The organism is Luteolibacter yonseiensis (assembly GCF_016595465.1).
In the GTDB taxonomy this organism is placed as follows: Bacteria; Verrucomicrobiota; Verrucomicrobiia; order Verrucomicrobiales; family Akkermansiaceae; genus Luteolibacter; species Luteolibacter yonseiensis.
Window position 1 is genome coordinate 255214 of sequence record NZ_JAENIK010000004.1, and the last position, 23069, is coordinate 278282.

18 protein-coding genes and 1 tRNA gene are annotated in these 23069 nt (G+C 62.2%); 8 read left to right on the plus strand and 11 right to left on the minus strand.

All coding sequences use genetic code 11. From position 1 onward, the window contains the following. Positions 1 to 25: 25 nt before the first annotated feature. Both JIN84_RS02790 and JIN84_RS02795 read right to left on the minus strand, forming a co-directional pair. Positions 26 to 1879 (minus strand): ABC transporter ATP-binding protein, encoded by a 1854-nt coding sequence (locus JIN84_RS02790; protein ID WP_200349485.1) that lies wholly within the window; start codon positions 1877 to 1879, stop codon positions 26 to 28. Then, a complete protein-coding gene (locus JIN84_RS02795) occupies positions 1876 to 3714 on the minus strand; it encodes an ABC transporter ATP-binding protein (protein WP_200349486.1) in 1839 nt (612 codons plus the stop codon). Before JIN84_RS02795 ends, JIN84_RS02790 begins: the two co-directional genes overlap by 4 nt. A gap of 347 nt (positions 3715 to 4061) precedes the next feature. Here JIN84_RS02795 and JIN84_RS02800 point away from each other — a divergent pair, with 347 nt between their 5' ends. Beyond that, positions 4062 to 5411, plus strand: coding sequence for a right-handed parallel beta-helix repeat-containing protein (locus JIN84_RS02800; protein WP_200349487.1), 1350 nt, complete (start codon positions 4062 to 4064; stop codon positions 5409 to 5411). A 131-nt stretch (positions 5412 to 5542) separates the two neighbouring features. Here JIN84_RS02800 and JIN84_RS02805 read toward each other — a convergent pair whose 3' ends face one another. The 4 genes from JIN84_RS02805 to JIN84_RS02820 all read right to left on the minus strand — a co-directional run bounded on the left by JIN84_RS02805 (position 5543) and on the right by JIN84_RS02820 (position 8674). Then, positions 5543 to 6805, minus strand: coding sequence for an alpha/beta fold hydrolase (locus JIN84_RS02805; protein ID WP_200349488.1), 1263 nt, complete (start codon positions 6803 to 6805; stop codon positions 5543 to 5545). A 27-nt stretch (positions 6806 to 6832) separates the two neighbouring features. After that, positions 6833 to 7162 (minus strand): hypothetical protein, encoded by a 330-nt coding sequence (locus JIN84_RS02810; protein ID WP_200349489.1) that lies wholly within the window; start codon positions 7160 to 7162, stop codon positions 6833 to 6835. A 70-nt stretch (positions 7163 to 7232) separates the two neighbouring features. Further along, complete coding sequence (locus JIN84_RS02815; protein ID WP_200349490.1) at positions 7233 to 7595, minus strand: SpoIIAA family protein; 363 nt, start codon at positions 7593 to 7595, stop codon at positions 7233 to 7235. 26 nt (positions 7596 to 7621) lie between these two features. Beyond that, positions 7622 to 8674 (minus strand): SH3 domain-containing protein, encoded by a 1053-nt coding sequence (locus tag JIN84_RS02820; protein WP_200349491.1) that lies wholly within the window; start codon positions 8672 to 8674, stop codon positions 7622 to 7624. 24 nt (positions 8675 to 8698) lie between these two features. Between JIN84_RS02820 and JIN84_RS02825 the strand changes: the two genes are divergently transcribed. Then, on the plus strand, positions 8699 to 9250 hold the full coding sequence (locus JIN84_RS02825; protein ID WP_200349492.1) for an LbetaH domain-containing protein: 552 nt from the start codon (positions 8699 to 8701) through the stop codon (positions 9248 to 9250). 294 nt (positions 9251 to 9544) lie between these two features. Here the strand turns inward: JIN84_RS02825 and JIN84_RS02830 are convergent, their stop codons facing one another. Next, positions 9545 to 10453 carry a nuclear transport factor 2 family protein gene (locus tag JIN84_RS02830; RefSeq protein WP_200349493.1) on the minus strand — a complete coding sequence of 303 codons (909 nt, stop codon included), beginning with the start codon at positions 10451 to 10453 and terminating at the stop codon, positions 9545 to 9547. A 206-nt stretch (positions 10454 to 10659) separates the two neighbouring features. On the opposite strand from JIN84_RS02830, the gene JIN84_RS02835 reads away from it, so the two are divergent. Further along, entirely contained in the window at positions 10660 to 11316 is a 657-nt protein-coding gene (locus tag JIN84_RS02835) for a response regulator transcription factor (RefSeq protein WP_200349494.1), read from the plus strand. Between the two features lie 57 nt (positions 11317 to 11373). On the opposite strand, the gene JIN84_RS02840 is transcribed toward JIN84_RS02835, so the two are convergent. Continuing rightward, a complete protein-coding gene (locus tag JIN84_RS02840) occupies positions 11374 to 12177 on the minus strand; it encodes a transporter (protein WP_200349495.1) in 804 nt (267 codons plus the stop codon). Between the two features lie 247 nt (positions 12178 to 12424). Between JIN84_RS02840 and JIN84_RS02845 the strand changes: the two genes are divergently transcribed. From JIN84_RS02845 to JIN84_RS02865, 5 genes are all read left to right on the plus strand, one after another. Further along, positions 12425 to 13342, plus strand: a complete 918-nt coding sequence (locus JIN84_RS02845) for a polyphosphate kinase 2 family protein (RefSeq protein ID WP_200349496.1) — start codon at positions 12425 to 12427, stop codon at positions 13340 to 13342. Next, positions 13339 to 15057: a SulP family inorganic anion transporter gene (locus JIN84_RS02850; RefSeq protein ID WP_200349497.1), complete on the plus strand. Its 1719-nt coding sequence runs from the start codon at positions 13339 to 13341 to the stop codon at positions 15055 to 15057. The genes JIN84_RS02845 and JIN84_RS02850 overlap by 4 nt, the downstream gene beginning before the upstream one ends. Beyond that, a complete protein-coding gene (locus tag JIN84_RS02855; RefSeq protein ID WP_234043155.1) occupies positions 15054 to 16709 on the plus strand; it encodes an esterase/lipase family protein in 1656 nt (551 codons plus the stop codon). Before JIN84_RS02850 ends, JIN84_RS02855 begins: the two co-directional genes overlap by 4 nt. 23 nt (positions 16710 to 16732) lie before the next feature. Then, on the plus strand, positions 16733 to 17317 hold the full coding sequence (locus JIN84_RS02860; RefSeq protein WP_200349498.1) for a lipid-binding SYLF domain-containing protein: 585 nt from the start codon (positions 16733 to 16735) through the stop codon (positions 17315 to 17317). Positions 17318 to 17451: 134 nt separating this feature from the next. Continuing rightward, positions 17452 to 18687, plus strand: coding sequence for a hypothetical protein (locus JIN84_RS02865; RefSeq protein WP_200349499.1), 1236 nt, complete (start codon positions 17452 to 17454; stop codon positions 18685 to 18687). An 83-nt stretch (positions 18688 to 18770) separates the two neighbouring features. Here JIN84_RS02865 and JIN84_RS02870 read toward each other — a convergent pair. From JIN84_RS02870 to JIN84_RS02880, 3 genes are all read right to left on the minus strand, one after another. Further along, positions 18771 to 18845, minus strand: a tRNA-Cys gene (locus JIN84_RS02870). A gap of 86 nt (positions 18846 to 18931) precedes the next feature. Beyond that, positions 18932 to 19258: a hypothetical protein gene (locus tag JIN84_RS02875; protein WP_200349500.1), complete on the minus strand. Its 327-nt coding sequence runs from the start codon at positions 19256 to 19258 to the stop codon at positions 18932 to 18934. Between the two features lie 189 nt (positions 19259 to 19447). Further along, positions 19448 to 22822 carry a cadherin-like domain-containing protein gene (locus tag JIN84_RS02880; protein WP_200349501.1) on the minus strand — a complete coding sequence of 1125 codons (3375 nt, stop codon included), beginning with the start codon at positions 22820 to 22822 and terminating at the stop codon, positions 19448 to 19450. Positions 22823 to 23069: the final 247 nt, after the last annotated feature.

Below are 23069 nucleotides of genomic sequence, written 5' to 3' on the forward strand. Positions count from 1 at the left end.
GGGGAAAAGGGACCTGCATCCGTCATCACCCTACGGCATCGAACATGCTCGCCTCGCGTTCCTGTTGGAACTGCCGCGTGTAGAGCGCGTGGTAGTGGCCCTTCGCATTCAGGAGTTCCACATGCGTCCCGCTCTCGATGATCCTGCCTTTCTCAATCACCAGGATCCGGTCCGCCGTGCGGATGGTGGAGAGCCGGTGCGCGATGACGAAGCTGATGCGGCCATGGAAGATCGCTTTCAAACCCTGCTGGATGAGTTGTTCGGTCTCCGTGTCGATGGATGAGGTGGCCTCGTCCATGATGAAGATCTGTGGATTCGCCAGCAAGGCGCGGGCGAAGGAAACGAGCTGCTTCTGGCCGGTGGAAAGGCGGTTGCCCCCCTCGCCCACGTCCGTGTCGTAGCCGTTCTCCAGCAAGCGGATGAACTCATCCGCGTTCACGCCGCGCGCGGCTTCTTCGATCTCCTCATCCGTCGCGTCCAGCCTGCCATAGCGGATGTTTTCCCTGACGGATCCGCTGAAGAGGTGCGGCCCTTGCAGGACGATCCCGAGATTCGACTGGTACCACGCCAGCCCGCGCTCGCGGAGGTCGTGACCGTTCACCAGGATCTGTCCCCCGGTGGGTTCGTAGAAGCGCGCCGCCAGATTGACGATGGTGCTCTTGCCCCCGCCGCTGGCGCCGACGAGCGCGATGGTTTCTCCCGCACCCACGGCCAGGTTGAAGTCCTTCAGGACGGATTCGCCATCCGTGTAGGAGAAATCCACATGACGGAATTCCAAACTGCGGATGTTTTTTTCATAACCATCCGGCGCGAGGTCCGCCGGGCGTTCCGGCTTGTCCCATTTTTCCAAACGTTCTTTGACATCATCGCTGTCGCTGATGCCCGGTACCGTGGCGAGCAGGCTGAGCACACGCTCGCCCGCGGCCTGCGCGCCCTGCATCTGCACCAGCACCTGGGCGATCTGGTTGATCGGGTTGAAGAACTGGCCCGCGTAGAAAATGAACGCGACGAGCGTGCCGAGGGACAGGCTGCCGTCGATCACGCCCGATCCGCCACGCCACAGGGCGATGCCCGCGGCGACACTGCCGAGGGTGAGCACGATGGGGATGTATACGGCGGATTGCAGCGCGTTCTGGATGGAGACTCCATACATCTGCGAGGACAGTCCCTGGAACTCCCGCAGGTTCTCCTCCTCGCGCACCAGCGTCTTGCTGGTGCGGAGTCCCTGCAGCGCCTCGGCGAAAGAGGCGGTGATCATCGAGTTGAACTTCCGCGTGTCCCGCGAGCTGAGCAGCAGCTTTTTCTGGAAGACGGCGCTCACGAGGATGAGCGGCGGCACCACCGACAAGACCAGCAGTCCGAGCACCGGATGCAGCACCACGAGGATCACCGAGATCATGATGACCAGACACACCGCCCACACCAGATCGAGACTGCCCCACGCGATGATGCGCGCGAGCTTGTCGCAGTCGGACGTCAGCCGCGAAATGAGCCAACCCGTCGGGCGGTGGTCGAAGTAGGCGAACTCCAGTTCCTGGATGCGCCTGAAGCACTCCTCGCGGATGTCGTGGCTCATGTTGTTGGCAAGCCCGCCGGCGGAGTTGATGAATACCCAGACACCACCCGCGAGGGAGAATGACAGGAACGCATAAACCGCGATGTGCGGCAGGAGGTCCGGCATGGCTCCGGCCTTCACCACGTCATCCACCGCCCAGCGGGTGACGAGCGCGAAGCTCGCATCCACCAGCGCGATGGCCACGGCGGAAATGGCGAGCGGGACCAGCAGCCGCTTGTAGGGCAGCGCGTGGCGGAACACACGCACCCACAGGCTCAGGTCGAGCTTGTCGCTGAAAACATCTTCCTGGGGTTCGTCCTTCATGGTGCGGTGTCTTGTGACATTTCGTTTTCAAGCGCGTTCTGGATGGTCCACAGGCGCCGGTAGAGTCCTTCCCGCGCGGCCAGTTCGGCGTGGGTTCCGTGCTGGATGATCCTGCCTTTTTCCAAAACAATAACCTTGTCCGCATGCGCGAGTGTGGAAAGGCGGTGGGCGATGACAAGCGTGGTGCGTCTGCCGTGGCGGCTGCGCAGCGCTTCGAGGATGGTGGCTTCCGTCTCGGCATCCACCGCGCTCAGCGCGTCGTCCAGCATGAGGACCGGTGTGTCCTGCAGCAGCGCGCGTGCGAGCGCCACCCGCTGGCGCTGCCCGCCGGAGAGGGTGATGCCACGCTCGCCGACGAGGGTCGAATAGCCCGAGGGGAATCCCTTGATGGTATCGTGGATGTCCGCCAACAACGCGGCCTCATGGATCTGCTCGGCTTCCGCGCCGCCGCGTCCGAGACGGATGTTGTCGCCGATGGTTTTGGAAAAAAGAAACGGCTCCTGCATCACCACGCTGAACTGCGAGCGCACCCATTGCCGGTCCAGCTCCGTCAGCTCCCTGCCGTCGAATCGGATCGACCCGGACGTGTGGTCATACAACCGCAGCAGCAGGTGCATGATGGTGGATTTTCCCGAGCCTGACGGCCCGAGGATCGCCAGCGTCTCGCCCGGCTCCACGGTGAAGGATATGCCATTGATCGCCGCGTTTTCCTCGCCGTGGCCGAAGACGAGATCCCTGACCTCGATCTTCCCGGCGGCGGGAGATGATGGCCGCACGAAACCCGCAGGCACGCTCTCCTCGGGTTCGGACAAGATCTCTCCCATGCGGTTCAGCGCGACCACGGATTTCCCCAGATCGGTGAGCGTGCGGCCCATCTGTCTGACGGGCCACAGCAGCATGTTCAGGAACATGAGGAAGGCGAACAGCGTGCCCACCGTCAGCGAGCCCTGCGAAATGAAACAGGCTCCCGTGAAGAGCACGATGCCCTGCTGCGTCACCACGATGAGATCCGAGGCGGACCAATACCAGGCCATCAGGTGCAGCAGCTTCAGGCTGCGGTCGCGATACAGCTTGTTGGGCGCCGCGAATTTATCGATCTCGAAATCCTGCCTGGCGAAGGCGCGCACCACGCGCAGGCCCGTCAGGTTTTCCTGCACCACGCGCGTAACCTGGCCCTCGGACTCCGCGACTTCCGCGAAAAGGTGCTTCACCTTGCCGATGTAAATGTAGCCGAAGAGGATGATCGGCACCACCAGTGCGAAGGAAACGAGGGTCATCCGTCCGTCCAGCATCACCATGACCGGCAGGGCGGTGAGCAGCAGCAGGACCGCGTTGCTCACCTCCACCACCTGCGCGGCAAGCGCCATGCGCAGCGTCTCCACGTCCGAGGTGCAGCGCTGGATGAGATCGCCCGTCTCCGCGCGGTCATGGTAGCGGGCGGGCAGGCGCTGCAGGTGGTCGTAAAGCCGGTCCTTCAACCGCCGCGCGATGCCATCCGACGCCTCCGCCGCGAAACGGCCTTTCAGATAACTGAAACCACCCGCGATGACGGTGAGCAGAACCATCAGCAGCGCGGGGAACCACAGGCGCTCCCTCACGAAATCCGCACCACCCATCAGGCCGATGATCCATGTGATGGGACGGCTGTCATCCGGCTTGCCGGAAAGCGCGAAGTCGATGGTGGCGCTCGCGACAAGCGGGGCCACGTAGTTGATCGCCGTGAAAAGGAAGAGCGCGGCGATGGCCCACGCGTATTTCCCCCTGAATCCCCGCATCTGTTTCCAGAGCAGGACGAAAGGAGCTGTTTTGGGTGTGTCGGACTGGCTGGCGGCCATGAGGGTGATTCGTTGGAAAGTGAAAATGAAAAAGCCCGCTGGGCGGCGGGCGGCATCTTCAATTCATCTCGAATCTGGCAGCCCGCGTTTGGTTCGGGCTTGCCGGGTGTTTCAACAAACCCTCAGACAATGCCCGCTTCTGATCCCAGTGGGAATCGGTGGAAGTTGGGGGACATCGCGCTCATGGTGAAGGAAACGGTTCGGGTGCGCGGATTGATTAGCGGGCCGCCGCCACCCGGGCAAGAAAATTCCTTGAAAGGAGGAGGTGACGTGTTTGTCATCTGATATTAACCCGGTTATGGGTATAGGTGGTTTTTCACGATCGTCGATAGTTGGGCACTTCGTTCATGCAAGTCCTGCCATATCTTATTGGAAACAAATCCGCCGTCCTCGGGATGGTGGCCGCCTGGGCATTCTCCACTCCGGCCCGGGCGGAGGAATACCACGTCGCCACGGATGGCCGGGACACGAACGCTGGCACGAGGACCGCGCCTTTCGCAACCATCCAGCGGGCCGAGAAATCCGCGGAGCCCGGGGACACGGTGCTGATCCATGGCGGCACCTACCGGATGGAGACGGAGCGGACCGCGCGCTACTTTCACAACCGGGCGGAGATCACGAATCTCATGAAAAGCGGTGTACCCGGCAAGCCGATCCGCTACTTCGCGGCACCCGGTGAGAAGCCGGTGTTTGATTTCTCCGAGGTGAAACCGCCGGGCTACCGCGTGACGGCTTTTTTCATCGGCGGCTCATGGCTGCACTTCAAGGGGATCGCCGTGACGGGGGTGCAGGTCACCATCACCGGACACACCCAGTCGATCTGTTTTCAAAACGAGGGAAGCAACAACATCTACGAGCTGCTGGAGATGCACGACGGCCAGGCCATCGGCTTCTGGCTTGGTCGAGGTTCCGACAATCTGGTGCTGAACTGCGACGCCTGGCGCAACCATGATCATACCTCGGAAAACGGCCGGGGAGGGAATGTGGACGGCTTCGGGTTCCACGCGCCGGAGGGCAGCACGGGCAATGTCTTCCGTGGCTGCCGCGCGTGGTTCAACAGCGATGACGGCTTCGACCTCATCAGCACGGACGAACCGGTCCTGATCGAAAACTGCTGGGCGTTCTACAATGGATTCAGTCCCGAATTCAAGGTGCTTGGCGATGGCAACGGCTTCAAACTCGGTGGTTACGGAAGCCGTCCCGCCAGCGGGCTCCCCTCCCCCGTTCCACGCCATGTCATCCGCCGGTCGCTGGCGGTGCGGAACCATGCCTCCGGTTTCTACGCGAACCACCAACCCGGCGGGCTGGACTTCATCAACAACACCTCGTTCCTCAACAGCACGAATTTCAACCTGCTCAACCGGAACGCCGACAACTCCGCCGACGTGCCGGGATACGGCCACGTCCTGAAAAACAACCTCAGCTACAAGGGCCGCAGGGAACTCACCAACTTCGATGCGGATCAATGCGAATTCGTGGCAAACTCCTTCGATTTGAAACTGAAACTCGAAGACGGGGATTTCAAGAGCCTCGACCAAGCCGAACTGGTCCAGCCGCGCCTGGCAAACGGAGACCTGCCGGATATCGGCTTCATGAGGCTGAAGGCGGGGAATCCGGCCATCGACAAAGGCGTGGATGTGGACCTCCCCTTCAAGGGAAAGGCACCGGATCTCGGAGCGTTTGAATCCGGGAAATAGATCCTCCGGTGGAATCGGGCGGGGTTGGCTCTCCACCTGGCGGCAGCTCCCCGTCCGGAATGTTGACAAGGGTCATCGCGGGCCGGGGGATCACGTGGCCGGTCGATTGAAAAAAGCACCCGGCTGCCTGATCACCTTGCCAGCAGGCCGTTCACATAAGCGACGGTCTCCGGCTGGTTGAGGATTTCCACATGTTCGCGGTGGAAATGCTTGATCGACCGCGCGCTCCGGGCGATCCGCGGATCCGTCTCGCTCTCCACCGTGACGACGCCATCGTTTTCCTCCCTCATCCACAAGCGGCGTCTTTCGATGGAGCCGTAGATGAGATCATGCGTCGTCCCCTTCGGCAGGGGCGTCGCATAAAGCCCTAGCAGGAAAGCGCTGTCCGGATTCACATCGAGCCACGAAGGCACGGGTTTCTTGAGATGGCGGACGCCCGATTCGGCGGCCTTGTGCCCGCCCCACGGGGTGGAGATGCTGATGAATTTCGGAATGAAATCCACTCCTTCCTCCGTGACCGCCCGGTCGATGGCCGCGCGGGCGACCAGACCTCCCATGCTGTGCGCGACCACGTGGCACCGCGGAAACCCGTGGCGCCGCCTGAGCTCGCGCAGGCCGGAGGCCAGCACTCCGGCCGCACGATCCAGCCTCATGCCGCTCGGGTAATGATAGAACCATGGCTGGTATCGTTTGTGGTCGAGATGTCCGATGAAGTATCTCCAGTCCTGCGGACTGCCGCCGATGCCATAGACCAGCACCACGGGGATGCGTCCGGGATCGTAGGGTTCCGTGAAGTAGATGCCAAGGGTGTTGCTTCCCAGGAAATCGAGGGGCCGCCACAAGCCGCCGCCACCCTCGCCCGCGGCGAAACGTTTTTCGTCGAGAGACACCACATCGCCCAAGGCGAGATGGGTGACTCCGCCCAGCTCCTTGTTCTCCCCGGGCACCCGGATGACGGTGCCTGCGGCAAGTCCGTGGTCCCGCGTGAGTGTCAGCCCATGGATCTGCGGCCGCGCCGCCGGGTCCGACAACGGAACGGGTTTCACATCCGACAGCACTCCGAGCGGTTCGCCCGCATCGTAGGCGCGGTTGCCATTCTCATCGGTGAAGGCACCGACCTGATAGACACCGTCCAGCCGCAGGTTGAACGACGCGATGCCGTCCGGGCGGACTTTATGGAATCCGGCGGAGTCCTTGGGCTTGCCGTTTTCCTTGCGCCATGCCAGCGCATAAGTCGGTGCCTTGTTCCCGGCGGGCAACTTCACCCGCAGGGTCACGCCGCCGCGCTGCTCCAGTGTCTCCACCTGTTGGCGCAGGCCCACGATCGAACAGGAAGCCGCCATCGCCACGGCCGGCAGCAGCAGGCAGTGGCCGATGGAGCGGGGAATGTTCATGCTGGAGAAACGGTGTGGCCGGCAATGTCAGAGCCTGGCGACGATCTGCGCCAGAATACCCAATCCCTTCGATTGGATGATCCCCATGCTTTTTCCCGGCACGAACCAGATGCCCCGGTCGGCTTCGGGGCAATAGACGATCTCGGCGTGGCCGGGAATTTGTGCGTGGTAATAGTGGGCATCCGGATGGACCTGCAAAAACTCGTGGTAGCGCACGCACCAGGGGTCCGTGACGACCGGGAAGAGTTCCTCTCCCAGCTTTTTCAATTCACCCAAGGTCGCGGGACGGATGGTTTTGACAACCATCGCCCGACGGTTTTCCCAAAGCTGATCCGGCCAGTCATCGTCGTAACTCATGTTTTTCAGTAATGGATTTTGATTTTGTGAATGGAGTGGCTCCGCGGTGTCCGACCATCGCGGACAGGCATCATGCGGCCACCCAGGCGCGGGCTTCCTCCAGCCGTTCCGGTGTGAAGTATGCCACGGGGGCGCGGCGCATTCCGGCACCCGTGAACATTTTCACCTCGGCCTCCCAGCGGGAGTCTCCGACCACGGCGATGCGGGCGATCTTCTCTCCATGGGTGAACATGAACTCGAGATTGTCCCAGTCCTGTCCGGACTCCCAGCCGCCGAAACCATCCAGAATCACCAGGACGCGGGGTTCCACTCCGGTGGAGATCAGGGATGCGAGTTCCGTTTCGGCGGATTTGAACTCCGAACGACCCAAGGTGCTGCTGATATGGAATTCACAGACCGAACTCTCGGGATCGTATTGAAATATGATTGGCATGATGATGGGTGTTTTCGAGGGAGACTTTATTTCGTGGTGGCGTTCACCGGTATCGGATTGGCCGGAGGAACCGTGCGGTCGAGTTCGGGAGCCTTCGCGGGCTTGTCCGCGGGAGGTGGTTCGGGCATGCGGACGAGCAACCAGTTCTGCACGCGATCCTTCCCGAAATGGATGGCCAAGGTGCTAACGTCCTGGGTGAGGTTCGCCAGCGTCGTCGCGAAGACCGTTTCGATGTTGTCCCCGATGCGCCATGCGACATTCTGCGTCTCCTTGTCGATCTGGCCGGCGATGGGCTTCTGGTCGCCCGTGATGACGCTCTGGTAGCCTCCGCTGACCTTGCCGTCCTTGCTGATGGAGACCTGGAAGAACATGACCGGCTCCCCCTTTTCTTCCTGGGCGAGGGCGAAGACTCCGAGAGGCATCCATTCGGCGGGCTTGTCGGCAGAGGTTGGCGGAGCGGGTGGCGCGGGTTGCTCCACATTGACGGCCAGGTTCACGACCGGCTCGTTGTATTGTTTCGCAGGCACCGGCTTGTTATCCACATACACGGTTTCCCCCTCCTGGATGACGTTGGTTCCGTAGTCGATATAGATGGGTTGCGGCGGTGCGGTGGCGTAGACGAATGTCGTCGCGGCAGCCCAGGTGACGGGTGCCCACCACCACCAGGGATTGGCGGGATAATGGCCGACATGGCCCCAGCCGCAGCCGCCCCACCAATGGTCGTCAAAGACATCGTCATAGAAATCTCCGGCATTGTCCCAGATCTCATCCGCCCGATCGAAGCGGTAGTCCCACATGTCCTCGCGGTGCTCCTGCCAGTCCTCGCGGTTCTGGTCCCGCCAGTCCTGACGGTCGTTACGGGCCTCCTCAAGGTTGTCCCAGCGGTCCTCACGGTTTTTCGCGAAGTCGTCGCGGCGCTGCTGCCGGTTCTCGTTGCGCTGCTGCATGCTCTCGTGACGCTTGTCCACCCGCTGGTTCCAGTTTTCGTTGCGGTTCTGCGAGCGTTCGCTCCAATTGGGACGATCTTGCGGAAGCTGTGCCGGGCGCTCCCGGTCTCCCAGGCCACCACGGTCTCCCAAGCCACCACGGTCACCGATACCTCCATGATCGCCGATACCCCCCCGGTCACCCAAGCCGCCACGATCGCCGATGCCACCGGCACCGCCGATGGCTCCGATCCCGGCAGCACCGCCAACACCGAGGAAATTACCGACGTCGCCACGGTTCGGGCGATTGCCGGTGCCCGGGCGGTTGTCGATCCCAGGACGGTTGCCCGCTCCAGGGCGGTTGTCAATTCCAGGTCGGTTGCCCGCTCCGGGACGGTTGTCGATTCCAGGACGGTTGTCGATTCCGGGGCGGTTATCAATGCCGGGACGATTGCCCGCACCCGGCCGATTGTCTCCTCCAGGCCGGTTATCCCCGCCGGGGCGGTTGCCCGCTCCAGGACGATTGTCCCCACCGGGGCGATTATCCCCACCTGGACGGTTGCCAGCCCCGGGGCGGCTTCCCCCCGAAGGAAGTTGCGAGGCACCAGCCCCCAGCGCCCCTCTGTCACCACCGGACGGACGGGTGGATGGCGAGCTTGGCACACGACCGCCACCGGGGCGGCTTCCGCCATTCGCGGGACGTTGCGCGGCACCACCGGAAGGACGTGAGGAATTTCCAGCGGAAGGGCGCGACGCTCCTCCCGACGACGGACGGGATGCCCCTCCCGAAGATGGCCGCGACGAAGCCGACGGACGCGAGGATTGCGCCGGGCGCGATGCGGCGCGTGAGCCACCACCCGAGGAATGGGAGAAGCTGCCACCCCCTCCGCCGCGTGCGCCGCCACCGCCCCCTCTGCCGCCGCCCCGACCGCCTCCGCGGCCCTCGGCGATGGGCGTCGATTGGATCAGCATCGCGAGGATCGCGACGAACAATGAAACGGAACCGAATTTCGAGCGCATGGCTTATTCTCCTTTCTTGCGATGGATTTCAATCCGTCCGATGCCCGGTTGCGGATCGCCGTCGAGCGTGCGGTTTCCCGACTCCCAGAAAACGGTCGAGTCACCGGACTTGGAAATCGTATTGTCGGCGGTGGTTCGGCTTCCATCGGCGGAGTAGCCGGTCTCCCGCGAGAGCCAGCGCTGGCCATCGCCGGTCCAGCGCCCCTCGGCATAACCGCCCTGGTCGTCGAACGTCCACGAACGGATGCCTTGTTCCACCGGATCCCATCCGATGATCTGCCAGCCTTCCAGGACAGGTTCGTCGCCCTGTTTCACGGTGACGTTGCGCGTGATGAAGCTGCCGCCGCGCGACCATTGATATTCGCTGTGGATGGTCACTCCGGCATCCTTGTCCGCCTCCTCCCACTCGCCGATCAGCCAGGAGAGCTGCGAAAGCTTCCCGCCCGGCGAGGATTCGGTCGCGGGGGTCTCCACCAGTTGGCTGATCTTCCAGTCGCCATCCTTCTTGAGATAGACCGCGGTGTAGAGCGCCTCCGACTCATCTCCGGAAGAAGAGGTCACGACGGTGGAGCCCTTCTCCACGACGACCTCGGGGGTGAGAACCTTCACCGAGTCCGCCTTGATCGAGATTTTCGCACCTTTGTTAGACGCGAAGGCGGAGCGCAGGGAGCCTTCGATGGCCGCCGCTCCGCTGAAAATCCGTCCGTCGTCCGAAGTGTATTCCGCATCATCGGTGAAGAACCCGGCGAGCGCCTTCACGTCCGCCTTGGCATAGGCCTCCTCGTAGGCGCGGTCCTTGGCCAGAACGGCGGCCATTTCAGGAGTGGTTCCGGCAGGCTGCTTTTCAGTCTGGCCGGCGCCGGTGCATATCATCACCGCGGCGGATGACAGGGAAATCAGGGTTGTTTTCATGAAGATAGGATGATGGTTAGGATCCTCGGGTTCCTATGATGGAATCACTCCCCGCCGACCTTGTCCATTAGACCAAGGTCCCACCGGCATGCATCCCCTCCGGGGTGATGTTTATTTTTTCACACTTCTGATTTGCATCAATCGTGCGAATTGTAATAGAAGCTCTAGTGAAAGGCCTCGTGGAGGAAATCCATATTCGTATGAGCATGTTCGATCAAGCCGTCTCACCCGAAAATCACTCCGGTTCGTTCACGTCCGAACCTTTGGTTTGCGTGGTGGATGATGAGGAGGAAATACGCCGGAACCTTTGTGACCTGTTTGTCTCGGCGAGTCTTCCTGTCCGCGCCTTCGGGTCCTTCTCCGAGTTTTTCGAACGCGGGGCGCACCAAGGGCCATGCTGCCTGGTCATCGATCCCAGCCTGCATGGAATGGGGGAGGGAGACTTCAAGGCCATCCTGATAGACAATGCGGATCAGGTCGTATGCCTGACGGCGCACGCGGACATCTCCATGTGCACCTTCGCCATGAAAGCGGGTGCCGTCGACTATCTTATCAAGCCCGTGGACGCCGAGACCATGCTGGAAGCGGCCAAACGGGCGTTGGCACGCTCCCAAGCCACGCTTGCCGCGAAAATCGCCCGGACCGCGGCCCAGGCGAAATTCGCCAAACTCACCACGAGGGAATTCGGGGTGATGTACCGGGTCATCGCCGGCCTGCTGAACAAGCAGATCGCCGCCGAGCTGGGCATCGCCGAAAAAACCATCAAGGTCCATCGCGGGAGGGTGATGCGGAAAGCGGAAGTCGTCTCGGTTGCGGAACTCGTCAAGCTCGCCATCACCGCCGGCATCACCGATCCCGCATAGCCCGGCTCCATGCCGCCCCATGCCGGGATGGAAAAGACTTACTAATGTTAGAGGTCGTTAGAAAAACCAGGTGACTCCCGCCTTGGCGATGCAATTGGTGGAGGAATCATCCAGGGGTATCTCGCACGATGCGAACAAACCGATGTTCCTTTCGTTACCAACGGTCCAGCCGATGCTTGGCTCGAGCGTGTTGTATAGTTCCGCGTCCTCCATCATGTTGACGACGCCCTTGTAGTCCAGATTGAGGGAGACGCAGGGGGATATTTTCCAAGTGGCGGTGAGATGCCCCTCCCACTCGCTCTTGTTGCCGGTGGTGTCGCCCTGGTCCGCCGACCATCCGAATTGCAACGAGGTGGCGAGCACGAAGTTGTCGCGGATCGCATAGGCCGCGCCGGCGCCACCCGCCATCTGGGTCCGCTGGTTGGCGATGGCCTGGACATCGTCCGCGGCGGTGTCGAACTCCGTTTCAAAAAACCAACCGGCGCGCCAGCCGGCGGGGTCATCCATCAGCAGGTGGCCGACGCGGAGCTTCAGATCTCCCAGGCCTGTGTCGCTGTCCGCCCCCTCGGGATCGTTCTCGAGGACCGGTAGTTCGAAGCCGATGCCGAACTGGCGGTCATGCCCGTTGAAGCCGAACCCGTACACTCCCGCGAGGATGAACTTGTTCCGGCTGCCGCCACCGTCCAGATCCGTGTATTCATCGGCTACCCTGACCCGGCTTTTGATGACGATCGGGTTCCGGGCGAGCAGCAGGTCGGCGTCCGTGACGGTCTCCTCGCCCGCCGTCGATATGCCTGTTAGAGAAAAGGCCGCAAGCATCGGAACAGCGGCGGCCGGCAGGAAACGCGCGTTGGTTTTCATGGTTGTTCGGGTTTTTCTTTTTGAACGGGTGCCTCGCGCCGCGGGAAATTCGCGGCTGCGGGAGGACCGATCATCACCCGGACCGTAGTCAAACAGTCCCCGGTGCCAAGCTCCGTGAGCGCGCGGCGCATTGGACCAAGGTCCGACGGCCGCATCCCATGCTTCACTTGCCTTCCCCGGGAGTTCCCGTCAGATAGATTCGAACCTGCGGGCATGGCGTCGCCATGCCCCACAAAACCATAACAAGATGATCCAGCCGAAGTTGTTGAAGCAGTTCCTCGTGGAGCCGGGCTCCGAAGTGAATCTCAAGGATTATGCGACCGACTGGACCGAGACGGACGAGGCGAAGGCGTTCGGCAAGGACGTGATCAAGGAGCGGTCCAAGGAAGTCCTGGCGGAGAGCCGCGAGGCGATGAGCAAGGCGCAGGAGCTGCTCTACGCCAGCGACACCCACTCCGTCCTGATCATCCTCCAGGCGATGGACGCCGCGGGCAAGGACGGGACCATCCGTCATGTCATGTCCGGAGTGAATCCTCAGGGCTGCCAAGTGTTCAGCTTCAAGAAACCGTCCGCCGAGGAGCTGGATCACAACTTCCTCTGGCGCTACATGAAGGCCCTCCCCGAGCGCGGCCGCATCGGGATCTTCAACCGTTCCTACTATGAGGACGTGCTGGTGGTGAAGGTGCATCCCGAATGGCTGGGGCCGGGGCAGCCCGCGAACCCCGACAAGGATTTCTGGGAGAAACGCTACGAGGACATCAACAACTTCGAGAAGCACCTTTCCCGCAACGGCACCCTCGTCATCAAGTTCTTCCTCCACCTGTCCAAGGACGAGCAGCGGCGGCGTTTCCTCGAGCGGCTTACCAATCCGGACAAGCATTGGAAATTCTCCGATTCCGATCTCGCCGAGCGCGACCATTGGAAAAGCTACCGGAAGGCGTTCGAGGACGCCATGGCCGCCACCAGCACCAGGCGCGCTCCGTGGCATGTGATCCCGGCGGACCGCAAATACGTCGCCCGCGCCCTTGTCGCGGACATCATCACCACCTCCATCCAGAATCTCGGCCTCGAATACCCGAAGGTGAGCGAGGCACAACTGGCCAAACTCGCCATCGCCAGGGAGAAGCTGGAAAACGCGGGCAAGGATCATGAGCCGGAGCCGTGACCTCTCCCGCCACCACCGCCCGCGGCCTCTGCTCCATCGTTCCGGCGCTGGGCTGGCTGCGCGGTTACAAGCCTGCCTGGCTCCGGGCGGATCTCGTCGCCGGTGTGACGCTGGCGGCCTATCTCATGCCCGCAAGCATCGGTGACGCGTCGCTCGCCGGGCTGCCGCCTGCGGCGGGCCTCTACGCCTGTCTGTTTTCCGGTCTCGTTTTCTGGCTGTTCACCAGCTCCCGCCAGACGACGGTCACCGTGACCTCCGCGATCTCACTGCTCGTCGGCTCCACCCTCGGCCCGATGGCGGCGGGGGATCCGGCCCGCCATGCGGCCTTGGCCGCCACCACCGCCATCATGGTCGCGGTGCTGGCCCTGCTCGCCCGGCTGTTCCGGGCGGGGGTGATCGTGAACTTCATTTCGGAGTCCGTTCTCGTCGGTTTCAAGTGCGGGGTGGCCCTCTATCTGGCCAGCTCGCAACTGCCGAAACTCTGCGGCCTCTCCGGAACGCACGGCGATTTCTGGGACAAGATCAGCCACTTCATCCGCAACGTGGGAGACACGAATCCCGCCTCCATCACCATCGGCGGTGGCGCCCTGGTCCTGCTGCTCCTCGCGAAAAAACTCGTGCCGAACAAACCCGCCGCGCTCGTCGTCGTGATCGCCGGGTTATGCGCCGGAGCGTGGTTCGATCTCGCGGCGCACGGCGTGAAACTTCTCGGGCTGGTTCCGCAAGGCCTGCCAGCCCTGGGACTCCACGGAATTTCCCGCAGCGACCTGAACCAACTGCTGCCGCTTGCCATGGCGTGCTTCCTGCTGGGAGCGGTCGAAACCGCCGCCATCGGCCGGATGTTCGCAAGAAAGCATGACTACCGGTTGAACTGCGACCAGGAGTTCCTCGCCCTCGCGGGAGCCAATCTCATGGCCGGCCTCGGCCAGGGTTTCCCCACCAGCGGCGGAATGTCGCAGTCCCTTGTCAACGAGTCCGCCGGCGCCCGCACCCCTCTGTCCGGATTCATCTCGGCGCTGATCATCCTGCTTGTCGTCCTTTTCCTGTCGGACCTGTTGCGGTTCCTGCCGCAACCGGTGCTGGCCGCGATCGTGCTCGTCGCCGTCACCGGGCTTTTCAAGTTGTCCGCCCTCAAACATATCTGGAACTTCAGCCGGGCCGAGTTTTCCGTCGCTGCCACGGCACTGCTCGGAGTGCTCGGCTCGGGCCTGCTGATGGGCGTGCTGATCGGTGCCACCCTCTCGTTGCTCCTGCTCCTGCACCGCTCCATGTATCCCCGCTCCACCGAACTCGGGCGGGTGCCCGGAACCGACTACTTCGCCGATGCGATCCGCCACCCCGTCAACCGACGGCTGCCGGAATCCTTCATTTTCCGGAGCGACGGAGCGATCCTGTACTTCAATGCGGAATTTGTCCGCGATCGGTTTTTCGAACTGCTGGACGCCAGGGGCAGCGGAGTCAGACTGGCGGTCTTCCATCTCGGCACCGTTCCCGCCATCGATCTCGCGGGAGTCGAAATGCTCGCTGAAATCCACGAAACCCTCCAGCAGCGGGGCATCGGTTTCCGCCTTTCCGAAGCCCACAGCGGGGTAAGGGAAGCGCTCCGCCGCGCCGGATTTGAAAAATTCCACGGACCCATCGTGCCCGACCAGACGGTCTCCACCGTGCTGGAACAATACCTGTCCGCCCACGACAAACCCCGCAACCATCCATGAAACGATCCCATACCATTTGCCGGCTCATCCTGTCAGCGGGGATATCCCTGCTCACACTCCCGGGCTGCACCAACTACTCCGAGGTCAAGGTGCGAAAGCCGGTTTACCGCCCCTCCACGGGCATGATCGGAGAGTTCGCCAACGCACAACGACATATCATGAGCTCCATGAAAGTCGGAACCAGCCGTCCCCTGGCGGCCCTCGGAGGCTATCTTGAGGCGGCGGAGTTTTCCTCCAGACAGCTTGCCTCCAACCCCGGGGACGAGCAGGCCCGGCTCGACTACAACTTCGCCACCTCCCGGATCATTTCCATCATCCAGAAAGCGAAGTTCGATCCATGGAACAAGCCCCTGCACGTGCCGACCGACAACGGCGGCTTCACCTTGACCAACAGACCCGGCCCGAATCCCCGCCACCACTCCGCGCTTTTCGATTTCACCCCGGCCGACGAATTCGACATCGGCGGAAGCTATATCACGAAGAGATCCCTCAGACCGGGTATCGGCGCACCTACGGTGGTGGTTGGCAAGGCAAGGCGGGAAGGAGCGAGGGAGGATTTCGCGATGGACCGCGTTTACTACGGTGTCACCACGGTCGTCCGCTTCAAAGGCAGGAACTGTGAAATCTCCTTCGAGGATCCTCTCGCGGTCGAAACCACCGTCATGAACGGGAAGACCTATCCGCTCGCCGCGGACTTCACCGTCCCGCTTGCCGTGCTCCTCGCCAGCAACGACCCCAGGAAACTCGAAATCATGCGCGTCCTGCGCCCCGGCAACTATGCCGAAACCGCCCGCATCACCGCCCTGCAACCCTACGACCCGAACAAAACCGTGGTCCTCGTCATCCACGGTCTGATGGATTCCCCGGCCACCTGGACGCCGATGATCAACACCCTCCGTGGCAATGTGGAAATCCGGCGGAACTACCAGTTCTGGTTCTACAGCTATCCCAGCGGCTATCCCTATCCTTACTCCGCCTCCATCCTGCGGGACGATCTCGACGCCGTGGAAAAGAGATATTCCCTGCGGAAGCCGATGGTCGTCCTCGGACACAGCATGGGCGGCTGCATCAGCCGTCTGCTCATCACCGACACGGAGGGGGACAAGCTCTGGCGCAAGACCTTCGGCAAGCCGCCGGAGCAGGTGAAGCTGTCCGCGGAAAACAAGGTCCTGTTTGAAAAAGCGCTCATCTTCAAACACCGCCCGGAAATCGGACGCGTCATCTTCATCGCCGCGCCGCTGAAGGGCAGCGATCTTTCCAACAACTGGGTGGGCCGTCTCGGCTCGAGGCTCGTCCACGCGCCGACCACCTTTCTCAAGGCCGGTGCCGAAGTGGCCCAGCTCATCACCTTCCAGCCCGGAGACCTCCGGATCAAGGGGTTGCCCAACAGCGTCGACACCCTTTCCCCGACCAACCGGTTTGTAAAAACCATCAATACCTTTCCGATCACTCCTGGCGTTCCCTACCACACCATCATGGGAGACCGGGGCAAGGGCAATGCGCCGAAGTCCAGCGACGGAGTGGTCCCCTACTGGAGCTCCCACATGGATGGGGCGGAATCCGAACTCGTCGTCCCATCCGGCCACAGCGCCCACCAGAACCCGCAAGCCATCGACGAAGTGGCCAGGATTCTCGAACTCAATCTCCGCTAACAAAACACACCAACCAAGAAATCATGAAAACGATCCACCGCACCACCATCAAATGCCTCGGCCTCGCCGCCCTCTCGCTCGTCATCACGAACTGCGCGGCCCCCTCGGGAAACACGAGCGGAGAGAAACGCTCGGACATCCACGCGATGACCAAGCAGACGCTGGGCGAGCTCTACTCCACCAAGCCGGAAGCCAGGAGCCTGGTGGCCAACTCCGCCGGATACGCGGTCTTCAACCAGATTGAAACCAAGGTCTTCACCGCCGGCTCCGCGAACGGCTACGGCGTCGCGGTCAACAAGGCCACCGGCAAGGAGACCTACATGCGCATGGCCGGACTCAGCGCCGGATTCGGCGCGGGACTCACCAACACCCGCACGGTCATCATCTTCCGCAAGGCATCCACCTACAACAAATTCATCAGCAGCGGCTGGTCCGCCGCCGCCGATGCCCAGGCCGCCGCAGCGCTGGACCGGTCCGGCGTGGGTGCCGGCGTCTCCATCAATCCGACCGTCGATCCCGTCGTCTATCACATGACCCGCAGCGGTGTGGCCGTCTCGGCGTCCGTCGGTGCGGAGAAGGTCTGGGCGGACAAGTCACTGAACCATTGATCCGAACAAAAATTCCCGTCGCAACTTGGCGGCCGGCGAAAGGATTGGTGAGCGATCCTGTCCGGAAGTTGCCACGTTGCGGCAGGCGTCGGGTCGGAAAAATCCGGCCACGCCCCCCGAGACTTCCCAGAAAAATGACAGACTTGCGATCACGCGGCTTTTCCCGGGCCCTTGCCATTTCCACCGCCATCTGTGCCACCGCTTCCTCCGCCTTCGCGGATGCTTCCGTGGATCCGGTCATCGGAAATCCCGCTCCCCTGTCCGGATGGGAATTCCGGTTGGAACCGTACGGCTGGCTGACCGCCATCGACGGCTCGGCGGGCATCGACGGACTCGAAGCGCGGATCGACAGCGCGTTTTCCGACATCCTTCAGAAGCTCGACATGTATGCGTCGCTCCAGTTCGAGGCCCGCAACGGACGTTGGGGGATCCTCGCCGACGGATTCTATGCGGACCTCTCGGCATCGGGAGCACCACCGGGGCCTCTCTACCGGAGCATCGAGGCGGGCTTCAAACAGTTCATCGGGGAACTCACGCTGTCCTACAGCGTCCATGAAAGCGACCTCGCGCTCGTCGATGTGTATGCGGGCGTCCGCTACAACGGCATCTCGCTTGATCTCGGCGCCGATCCGAACGAGACAATCCTGAACGGCAGCAGCGACCGCACCAGCGGCAGGATCGCGGAGGCCATCCGGAAAAGGGGCGAACAGCTTGTCAGCGCCCGCCTGGCGGAATTCAAGGCCGCCGCGACAGCCCGCCGGGAAGAAATCGAAAGCGAGATCCGCGAGGCGATCGAAGATGAGGCGGATGGAAGCATCCGGAGGGATCTGGTGAAGGAACTCATCAAGCTGCGGGACACCATCCCTGACCGGATCGTCCGCCTCGATCCGGATCAAACCGCCGGAGCTGTGGAAAAACAACGCGTCGCACTGGCGCGGAGCGCGGCGCGTTTGAAGATCGAAGAACTCCGGGCCTCGGTGGACTCCTCATTGAAAGACAGGGTCGCGAACGCACGCGAGCGCGTGAAGGAGGCGAAGGAAAAACTCAGGAATGCGATCAAGCGTGAATTGGAGGAACGGCTGCCAGCGGACGCCTCGGCCGATAAAAGCTGGGTCGATCCCATCCTCGGAGTCCGCGCCCGGTGGCCGCTCGGCGAACAATTTTTCCTCGCCACGCAAGGAGATGTGGGAGGGTTCGGAGTCAGCTCCGACATCACCTGGCGGCTGCAGGCAACCGTCGGTTGCCGGTTCAGCGAAACCGTTTCAGCGGAAATCGGCTACCGCCACCTCCACACCGGCTACTCCGACGGAGCCTTCACCTACGACATCGCTGAATCCGGAGCCTTCATCGGGGTGGATTTCCGGTTTTGATAGAGACCGGCAACCGGAGCCCTCCGTAGTCATTGCGCGTAGTCATCGGCAATTAAATATTATTCACAAGTCATTGATATGACTGGAGGCGGAGGAGGGAATCGAACCCTCGAATGACGGTTTTGCAAACCATTGCCTTACCACTTGGCTACTCCGCCATTCGCATGGCGCGGGGGCGAGTGAGTACGGCGAACCAAGCGGACTGTCAACACTTGGATTCGTCGATTTTTCACTTCCCATGGCTTCAGCGCCCGAAATTCGCCTGGAACGTCACGGTGCTGCCATATCCCCTGCCATACCTTGGAGGAGCACAGCGGGGTGGCGGGCAGGGAGCGGTGTAGACGGGGCGGACGACCGGGCGATAGGGCCGGCGAACGAGGCGGGTTCCCCAGATTTCGTTTCCGCAACGGTCGTAACCGACGAAATAGCGCTCCTTGTAAACCGGCGCTCCGCAGGACGTGTAGCTGCTCACGTAAACGCGGCTGCTATGACGATGGCTCCGGGCGTCCGCTACCGAAGTGCCCATGAAAGTGAACGCGCTGATGGCGATGGCTGCGATGATGGTTTTCATTTTTGAGGGTTGGTTGAAGTCTCGTGTCGCTGGTTTCGACGGATGCCTCCGCGGTTTATTCGACATGATCATCAAACTTTCCTCGCCATCGCGCGGGCGTCGGAGGGACCGGATCAGGGACTTCAACAAAAAGTCCGTGGGCGCGTTCGCACCCACGGACCCGAGCTGATGTCCGGAATCCTGGTTCAATCAGTTTCCATAGCCGATGCGGTAGAAGGCCTTGCCCGCAGGTGGGGCGGGATCTTCCACGGTGACGATTCCCGAGGGAGGGGCGACTTCCGTATCGACCGTGGACCAGCTGCCGGTCTGCAGGGTGGTCGAGCGCTGGAGGATGTAGGTCTTGCCAGCCGTGCCGGTGAAGGTTCCGGTGGCCGTGCCGCCGCTGATGACGAGCGTCATGTTTCCGGGAGGCGTGACGGCGGCGGAGACCACGTTGATGATCACGGTCTCCGTGGCGGTGCCGCCCCAGCCGCCGTCATCCACCGAGTAGGTGAAGGTATCGGAACCCGTGAAGCCGGCCTTGGGGGTGTAGAGGATGATCCCATCACTTTCCGAAACCGTGCCGCCTTGGGAACTTGCCGCGCTGACGCCGGTGAAGTTCACCGTATCACCGTCGGCATCCGGGCTGGTGTCGTTGGCAAGGAGGTCGGCCACATTGATCGATTTCGCGACGTCCTGATCCGTCGACCCGACGTCGTCGAACGAGGTGACCGGATTGGCATTGGTGACGGTGATCACCGCCGGGTCGCTGGTGACGGTGGTCGGGCCGCTGCCGGTGACCTTGACCGTGTAGCTGCCCGCCGCGGTGAAGTCCTCGACATAGATCGGCAGTGTCGCTTCCGTCGCATCCGGCACGGGGTCCGCGCCCTTGAACCACTGGTAGGTGAGTGGAGAGGATCCGGTGGCTCCCACCGCGAGGGTCACCATGCTGTTGTGCCTGCCGTTGCCACCCACCGGCTGGATGGCGATGTGTGGCGGGGTGCCGGGAGGAATGGCTCCGACGGCGGTGAACTCGTCGATCCGGAGTCCGGTGAGTCCGCCACCGGTGCCGGCGTCGATGTTCTTCACGAAGAAGTCGATGTTGTTCACTCCGGTGGTCAGGAGTCCGGGGAATGCCGAGTTACTGATGGAGAAGGGGACCAGGGTGGCGAAGGTGGTGCCGACGGTATTCGGGAAACCGACGTCGGTTCCGTTGACGCGGATTTTCACCCCTTCGTTGTCCGTGGACCATTTTCCGGAAATGAGCACGGTCGAGAGGTCGAAGCCGGTGAGATCGAACCGGGCGCGGTAAACATAGACACCATCCCCCGCCCCCGCATCCGAGGGGGTCCCCGCCGGAGTGACGAGTCCCGCCGCACCGGCGGTGTTCGCCCGTGGGCCGATCCACTTCGAGGTGGCGGAATTGGCGAGCCAGGCACCGGGCAGGTTCGTCTGCACGTAGACGGTGTCGGAAGAGGTGTCGTCCGGATTGACGATGAGCTTGAAGTGCGGATCCACCAAGCCGTTCGCCAGCAGTTGCCCGTCCACTCCGACGCCGGTGTTCCCGTAGCCGGGGATGTTTTCCAGCACGTTCACGTTCGCGACGTTGCTGGTCACGGTGACGCCATTGGAAACCACGAGCGTGTAAGCTCCGGAGTCGGCGGCGGTGAGGCCGTTCAGGACCAGAACCGGGGAGGTCTCGCCAGGAATGTCGGCGGTGCCCTTCTTCCATTGATAGGAAAGGGTTTCGCTGCCGATGGCCGCTCCGCGCAAGGTATAGCTCGCTCCGATACCGAGGGTGGCTCCCACCGGCTGGAGGGTGAACTCGGGTGTCTTGTTCACATACGGGTCCGCCTCCCGGTTGCTGATGGCGTAGGTATGGATGGACTTCCGGTCGAACGGGTCGGTGACCGCGACATCGATTCCCGAGGCGGTGATGGTGGCGGTGCCGCTGGCGCTCGCGGTGTAGGTGTATTCGAAGCGGGCGCCCTGGTCGTTTCCATACTGGTCCTGGTGCAGGACGCTCGAGCCTTCGCCTGTGCCGCCGATGAGGGCCGCGCGGCGGACGCCGTCGCTCCAGCCCACCGTGTAGAGGGTGAAGACATAGTTCTTGCCCGGAGTCAGGCCGGAGAGGTTGTGCGTTTCAGGAAAGCCGCCGAAGATGAAATCCCTTCCAAGGATCGATCCCGAAGCGGTGACGGCGTTGACGTCGTTGTTGTAAACGCTCCCCAGGCCTGCGGAGGTGTAGTTCGTTCCGGTGGGATTTCCTCCGGCAAGTCCGGTGAAGTTGATGCCGTTCACATTCAGGTTCGTGGCGGAGCCGAACTTGAAGGCATGGGTGTAGGGATGGTTCGGACTCACGCCGGACGTGTCGTCACCGGACCAGGGATGCACCGTCCACCGGACCGGCGGGGTGCTGGCCACGGCCTCGCGGTTGGTGAAGCCGCCCGAATGGAAGGTTCCGGATCCGTGGGTGGGATAGGAGATGGTCACCGGCGAGCCGAGCGCGTCGGTCGTGTAGGTATGGTTGATCCGGATTCCGTTCCCCTGCCCGTAGTGGTTCAGGTTCACGGAGAGCTGGTTGCTGCCGGGTACCGTGCTGTTGAAGGTGGCGGACCGGTAGACTCCAGCCGCATCGAAGGCGAGTCCGTAGAGCGTGAACACATATTGCGTGTTCGGCTTCAGGTTCTGCAGGGTGATTCCCGTATTCGGACCGTCGTAACGGAAATCCTTCGCAAGATTGTAGCTGCCGGTGTTCGCGGGCAGGTTGTTCGGCGTGCGGTTGAGGAAATTCGCGTTGAGGTTCGTCAGCGTGAACCGGTTCGAACCCGTCCCGTCGCCGATGTTGAAATCAACTCCATTGATATTGATGGGCTGCCACGATTTGCCCAAACTGAGGTGATGGGCGTGTGTGTAGACATACTGGGAATCGATGCCCGAATCCGCATCGCTGGTCCAGGGGGCGAACGACCATGAGCTGGTCGTCGCGGATGGGGCGACCGTCACATCGTCCAGGAGCAGCGTGTGGTCTCCGGAGGTGCGGTCGTTGGTGAAGGTGATCAGGTGGCTCGTCGCGGTCGCGGTGAATTCGAACGATGCGTTGCGGAATACGGTGGCGGTGGCCAAAGCTCCCGTGGACGGCGGTGCGATGACTTCCAGTTTCACCGTCGGGCCATCCCCGTCTGTCGAAAACACGAGGGACGGGGTGTTTCCCGAGCGGGCGGAGATCCGGCACGAAACATTGTATCGGGTCCCGATGGTGAGGCCCGTCACCGTCTGGGAAATGCTGGCGGGAGCGTTGCTGGCCTGGATGATGGCACAGTTCCCGGCACTGGGAATGGGTCCGCATGGAGCGGTCCAGAACGGGCCGGTGGAGGAGTTGAGTCCGGTGCGTGCCGTGTTTGACAGCGTCCAGCCGGTGACGGTGCCGCCGTTGGCGGAGGCATAGCCGGGGAAGGACGAGAATGTCTGGGCATCGAAGTTCCCGTTGACGAGCGTCTGGCCCGTCACGGGAAGCAGGGAGAGCAGGAGTGATGCCGCGAGATATCTCGGCACGGCTCCCGGGGAGCTTGGGGTTTTTTTCATGATATGGGGTTTTTTGAACGCTGTTTCAGTCGGAAATCCACCCGGGCGGCGCGGAGGAAAAATCCGAGACCTAGCAAATGATTCGTGACAAATCCGTCACATGGTGGCGACGGAATCCCATTCCCATATCCTGCCAAAATGGGTTTTGCGGATGATCGGATGAAAGAATCACACGAACCCGCCCAGCCGCGTCATTGAGGCAATCCAGATGGCCGGACTTATTGGTTTGACGGCATCCGCAGGCGGG

Bases quoted from the DNA above. Each gene is read 5' to 3' on its own strand.
- JIN84_RS02790 (WP_200349485.1), bottom strand. From the start codon at position 1,879: ATGAAGGACGAACCCCAGGAAGATGTTTTCAGCGACAAGCTCGACCTG.
- JIN84_RS02795 (WP_200349486.1), bottom strand. From the start codon at position 3,714: ATGGCCGCCAGCCAGTCCGACACACCCAAAACAGCTCCTTTCGTCCTG.
- JIN84_RS02800 (WP_200349487.1), top strand. From the start codon at position 4,062: ATGCAAGTCCTGCCATATCTTATTGGAAACAAATCCGCCGTCCTCGGG.
- JIN84_RS02805 (WP_200349488.1), bottom strand. From the start codon at position 6,805: ATGAACATTCCCCGCTCCATCGGCCACTGCCTGCTGCTGCCGGCCGTG.
- JIN84_RS02810 (WP_200349489.1), bottom strand. From the start codon at position 7,162: ATGAGTTACGACGATGACTGGCCGGATCAGCTTTGGGAAAACCGTCGG.
- JIN84_RS02815 (WP_200349490.1), bottom strand. From the start codon at position 7,595: ATGCCAATCATATTTCAATACGATCCCGAGAGTTCGGTCTGTGAATTC.
- JIN84_RS02825 (WP_200349492.1), top strand. From the start codon at position 8,699: ATGATCGCCGATACCCCCCCGGTCACCCAAGCCGCCACGATCGCCGAT.
- JIN84_RS02830 (WP_200349493.1), bottom strand. From the start codon at position 10,453: ATGAAAACAACCCTGATTTCCCTGTCATCCGCCGCGGTGATGATATGC.
- JIN84_RS02835 (WP_200349494.1), top strand. From the start codon at position 10,660: ATGTTCGATCAAGCCGTCTCACCCGAAAATCACTCCGGTTCGTTCACG.
- JIN84_RS02840 (WP_200349495.1), bottom strand. From the start codon at position 12,177: ATGAAAACCAACGCGCGTTTCCTGCCGGCCGCCGCTGTTCCGATGCTT.
- JIN84_RS02845 (WP_200349496.1), top strand. From the start codon at position 12,425: ATGATCCAGCCGAAGTTGTTGAAGCAGTTCCTCGTGGAGCCGGGCTCC.
- JIN84_RS02855 (WP_234043155.1), top strand. From the start codon at position 15,054: ATGAAACGATCCCATACCATTTGCCGGCTCATCCTGTCAGCGGGGATA.
- JIN84_RS02860 (WP_200349498.1), top strand. From the start codon at position 16,733: ATGAAAACGATCCACCGCACCACCATCAAATGCCTCGGCCTCGCCGCC.
- JIN84_RS02865 (WP_200349499.1), top strand. From the start codon at position 17,452: ATGACAGACTTGCGATCACGCGGCTTTTCCCGGGCCCTTGCCATTTCC.
- JIN84_RS02875 (WP_200349500.1), bottom strand. From the start codon at position 19,258: ATGAAAACCATCATCGCAGCCATCGCCATCAGCGCGTTCACTTTCATG.
- JIN84_RS02880 (WP_200349501.1), bottom strand. From the start codon at position 22,822: ATGAAAAAAACCCCAAGCTCCCCGGGAGCCGTGCCGAGATATCTCGCG.